The organism is Nocardia acidivorans NBRC 108247 (assembly GCF_001625085.1).
In the GTDB taxonomy this organism is placed as follows: domain Bacteria; phylum Actinomycetota; class Actinomycetes; order Mycobacteriales; family Mycobacteriaceae; genus Nocardia; species Nocardia acidivorans.
Genome location: NZ_BDAW01000133.1, coordinates 1 through 5,497 on the forward strand (window position 1 = coordinate 1; position 5,497 = coordinate 5,497).

The following is a 5,497-nucleotide window of genomic DNA, read 5'->3' on the forward strand; positions in this document are numbered from 1 at the left end:
CGAAGCCCGCAGCGGCGCAAGCCGTTCCGAGTCCTGGACCGCGTCGGAATCCCTCCCGTCGACCACCCGATCATCCATCCGCACCACCGGCGCCGCCGAACTGGTGAACCCGGTGTCGGCATTGGTCAGCACGCAGACCGGCGCGGCCGTCTCCAGAATGTAATCGGTGCGCTCGGCGGGCTGACCCGGATCCACCGGCACGTACGCGCCACCGGCGACCGAAACCGCGTACATGGCCACCACCAGATCCACCGAACGCCGCAGCGCCAGCGCCACCCGGGCCTCCGGACCCACACCCAGCGAGATCAGGTGCCGGGCCAGGCGATTCACCCGACCCGCCAGTTCGGCGTAGGTCAGCTCGATCCGTTCGTCGCGCTGATCGGCCACCAGCGCGACGGCCCGCGGCGCGGTGGCCACGCTCCGCTCGAGCAGTGCGGCCAGCGTCGCGGATGCGTCCACCGCGCGCGCGGTGTCGTTCCAGTGCTCGAGGATGCGCACCCGCTCCTCGGGAGCGAGCCACTCCAGCGCGCCCACGGGAGTGCCGGGCGTGGCCACCGCCGCTTCGAGCAGCCGCTGGAAGCGGGCGGCGAACCCGGCCACGGTGGCCTCGTCGAACAGGGCCGTGGCATAGGTGAGGGTGGCGGCCATCCCCGCGGGGACGCCGTCCGCGCGGTAGCGATCGGACAGCACCAGGTGCAGATCGAACTGCGAGATACCCGTCTCGAATTCGCCCGCGCCGATGCGAAGTCCGTCCAGGGCGAACTCCTCCTCGCTCACATTGTTGAACGAGAACCCGACCTGGAACAGCGGATGCCGTGCGGTCGAGCGCACCGGATTGAGCACCTCGACCAGCCGCTCGAACGACACGTCGGCGTGCGAGAAGGCGGCCAGGTCGGCGGTGCGCACGGTGCGCAGCAGTGCGCCGAATCCGGCGGCCGGATCCACCTCGGTGCGCAGCACCAGGGTATTGACGAACATGCCGACCAGATCGTCCAGCGCGTCCTCGCCGCGGCCCGCCACCGGCGTGCCGACCGCGATATCTCCGCTGCCCGAGAGGCGGGCCAGCAGCACCGCGTAGGCGGCGTGCATCACCATGAACAGTGTTGCGCCGCTTTCCCTTCCGAGCGCGGTCAACCGCGCGTGCAGGTCGGCGGAGAGGGTGAACTCGACGGCGCGGCCCGCGGTGGAGACGACCGCCGGGCGAGGCCGGTCGGCGGGCAGGGTCAGCTGATCGGGCAGCCCGGCCAGCGCATCGCGCCAGTAGTCCAACTGAATGGAGATGAGCGACCGCGGATCGTCCTCCGCACCGAGCCGTTCGCGCTGCCACACCGCGTAGTCGGCGTATTGCACCGGCAGCGGCGTCCAGGCGGGTGCGGTACCGGCGCGCCGAGCCGAGTAGGCGGTCATCACATCGCGGGCCAGCGGACCCATGGAGGAGCCGTCCGCGGCGATATGGTGCACGACCACCACGAGTACGTACTCGTCGGTGGTGCCGATCGGCGCGTACAGCCGGGCGCGCAGGGGCACCGCCGCGGTGACGTCGAATCCGTCGGTGACGAATTCATCGACCACCGAGCGCAATTCGTCGGCGGCTACCGGAATCGGGTTCAGCTCCAAGGTGTGCGCCTCGGTGGCCGGCAGAATCACTTGCACCGGGCCGGATTCGGTGAGCGGGTACACGGTGCGCAGTACCTCATGCCGTGCGATCACATCCGCGATGGCGGCATTGAGCGCGGCGAGGTCGAGTGCACCGATCAGACGCATGGCCAGCGGAATGTTGTAGGCCGCCGATTCGCCGTCGAAGCGATTCAGGAACCACATGCGCTGTTGCGCCGGGGACAGTGGCACGGGCCCGGTCTCGGTGCGGCGCACCAGGTTCGGACCGCTCAGTGCCGCACCGGAGGCGACGGCGGCGGTCAGCGCGGCCACCGTCGGATGCTCGAATACGGTGCGCATGGCCACCTGGGCGCCCAGTCGCGCCGAGAGCCGGGCCGACAGCTTGGCCGCGCTCAGCGAGTTGCCGCCGAGGCCGAAGAAGTCGTCGTCCAGGCCCACGGTACCGACCGGCAGGCCGAGGGTCTCGGCGATGACCGCGGCCACCGTGCGCTCCGCGGCGGTGGCCGGCGAACGGAACTCCGCGGTGTGGAACACCGGCTCCGGCAGCGCCTTTCGATCCAGTTTCGCGGTCGGTGTCAGCGGGACCTGGTCGATCACCATGATGGCCGCGGGCACCATATAGGCGATGAGCGACCGGCCCGCGAAGGTGCGCAGCTCCTCGGTGTCGAGGGTGTGGCCCGCGGCCGGGACCACATAGGACACCAGCGCCATATCACCGGTGGCCGAGGTGTGTCCGATGGTCACCGCGAAGTCGACCGCTTCGTGCGCGGCCAGTACCGCGTCGATCTCACCGAGTTCGATACGCAGACCGCGCATCTTGACCTGATCGTCGGAGCGGCCCAGGTACTCGAGCACCGGGTAGGTGATGCCACCGACCGCGCGGGTGGCCCAGCGCACCAGATCACCGGTGCGATAGAGCCGTTCGCCGGGTTCGCCGTACGGATCGGCGATGAACCGGTCGGCGGTGATATCGGGGCGGCCGTGGTAGCCGCGCGCCAAACCCGGTCCGCGCAAATACATCTCGCCGATCACACCGTCCGGCACCGGCCGCAGCCGGGCATCGAGCACGACCGCGGACAGGCCCGGCGCGAGACCACCGAGGACGACACCGTCACCGGGGCGCAGCGGGGAACTCATGGTACTGGTGATGGTGACCTCGGTCGGACCGTACGAGTTGTACAGCTCGCGACCGATGCCCCAGCGCTCCACCAGATCCGGGCCGAAGCCCTCACCGCCGACGGACAGGTGGCGCAGTCCGCGCAGTTTGTCCGGGTCGAGAGTCTGCAGCACCGAGGGTGTGATGAGTGCGTGGGTGACCCGCTCGGCCTCGATGAGATCGCTCATCTCGGTTCCGCCGAACACATCCGCCGGGGCGATGACCAGTGCCGCGCCGACCGGGAGTGCCATGAGCAGCTCCATGAGCGAGGCGTCGAAGCTGGGCGAGGCCCGATGCAGCACGCGATCCGATGCCCGGGTGGGGCAGCGCTGTTCATGGATGGCGGCCACCCCGGCGATACCGGTGTGGCTGACCAGTACGCCCTTGGGACGACCGGTCGAGCCCGAGGTGTACATCATCCAGGCGGTATTGCCCGGGTGCACCGGGCGAACCAGCTCGGTCACGGCCGCGCCGCTGACCTCCGACAGCGCGCTCCGCATCCCGCCGGAATCCAGGACCAGCCAATCAGTTTGCGCCGGCAGGTTTTCCGCGAATGCCGCCAGGGTCAGACCGACGGTCGCGCCCGAGTCGGAGAGCATGTAGGCGATGCGATCGGGCGGATAGGTCGGATCGACCGGCAGGAAAGCCGCGCCGGTCTTGGCGACCGCCCACAGCGCCACCACGGAGTCGATCGAGCGCGGTACCGCGACGGCGATGAAATCCTCCGCACCGAGGCCGCGCTCGATGAGCAGCCGCGCCAGCCGGGACGAGCGCTCGTCCAGCTCCCGATAGCTGAGCCGCTCGTCCCGGTGGATGAGCGCGGTGGCCGCGGGATTCAGGGCGACGGCCGCGGCCATGGTCTCGGCGAGGGTGCGCTGCGGTACCGCGCGCGGGCCGCGACGGGCCACCAGGGCGGCGCGCTCGGCGGGCGCGAGCAGTTCGATCGCATCGATCCGGATCTCCGGGTCGAGGGTGACCGCCCCGAGTACCCGGCCGAAGCGGCGCAGCAGTTCGGCGACGGTCTCCTCATCGTAAAGGTCGGTGGCATAGGTGATCTCGACCGCGAGATGACCGTCCGCGTCCAGCTCCTCACCGATGGTGAAGGTGAGATCGAACTTGGCGGCGGTCTCGTCGAAGTCGACATTGTCCAGCACCAGACCGGGTACGCCGTGCGTGCCGCCGGTGAGGTTGAGGTAGCTCAGCGTCACCGTGAACAGCGGATGCCTGGACCGGGTGGGTTCCACGCCCAGTGCGGTGACCACCTGCTCGAAGGGCACGGTGGCGTGTGCGAACGCCGCCAGGTCCACATCCCTGGTCTCGGTGAGCAATTCGGCGAAGGTGCGATCCGCCGCCGGGCGGGTGCGCAGTGCCAGCGTGTTCACGAACATGCCGACCAGATCGTCGAGGCGGCTCGCGCCGCGGCCCGCGACCGGGGTGCCGATGGCGATATCGTCGGTGCCCGACATGCGGGCCAGCAGCACCGCGAGCGCGGCGTGCCACACCATGAAGGTGGTCACATTGTGCCGCTTGGCGATCGACCGCACCCGGGCGCCGACACCGCCGCCGATACGCCCGCGCACCACCGCGCCACGGCGCGAGGAGGAGGCCGGGCGGGGACGATCGGCCGGCAGCGGCAGTTCGTCCGGCAGCCCCGCCAGCGCGGTACGCCAGTACGAGAGTTCCTCCGTGCCGACGACTTCCAGCACCTGCCGCTGCCACAGCGCGTAATCCGCGTACTGGACCGGCAGCGGCTCCCAGTCGGGTGCCGCACCCGCGGTACGAGCCAGGTAGGCGCCGATCAGATCGCGCAGCAGGGGATCCATGGACGAGCCGTCCGCGGCGATGTGATGCAGCACCAGCACCAGCACATGACCGGCATCGGACTCCCGCAGCAGGACCGCCCGCATGGGCACCTCGGTGGTGACATCGAAACCGGCGGAGACGATTTCGGCCACGCGCCGGTCGAGATCACCGCGCAGGTTCTCGATGTCGAGGTTCATGGCGGTATGCGGCGGCAGGATCAACTGGTGTGCGTCACCGTCGGCGTCCAGCGGGTAGACGGTGCGCAGCACCTCGTGGCGCATGACCACATCGGTGAACGCGGCCCGCATGGCGGCATGATCGAGATCGCCGAGAATGCGCATGGCCACCGGCAGGTTGTAGGCGGGGGATTCCGGGTCGAGCCGGTTCATCAGCCACATGGGCTGCTGGGCCGGGGAGAGCGGAATCCGTTGCGGGCGAACACCGGCCACCAGTGCGGGCAGCGCGGTCGCGGTATCGGCCTCGGCATAGCGCTCGGCCAGGTCCCGCACCGATGACGCTTCGAACAGCGCACGCACCGGCAGCCGCGAGCCGAGCCGCTCGGCCAATCGGGCGAGCACCCGGGTGGCGATGAGGGAGTTGCCGCCCAGTTCGAAGAAGTCATCGTCCAGACCGACCCGGGAGAGGTCCAGAACCTCGGCGAACACGGCGGCGACGGCCTCCTGCGCGGGGGTCTCCGGGGCGCGGAAGGCACGGGACAGCACCGCTGGCGCGGGCAGTGCGCGCCGGTCGAGCTTGCCGTTGACGGTGAGCGGAATGCCCTCGACCGCGACCAGCGCGGCGGGAACCATATAGCCCGGAAGTCGTTCGGCGGCGCCGTCACGAACCCGCGTGAGCCAGCTGTCGGCCCCCGAATGATGGCCGTCCGGCACGACGTAGGCGACGATGCGCTGATCACCGGGG

The 5,497-nt window shown here is 70.0% G+C and carries 1 protein-coding gene; it reads right to left on the bottom strand.

The annotated features are described in order from the left end of the window. On the bottom strand, positions 1 to 5,497 hold a 5,497-nt coding region (locus tag NA10_RS34875; RefSeq protein ID WP_157557004.1), incomplete at both ends, for a non-ribosomal peptide synthetase.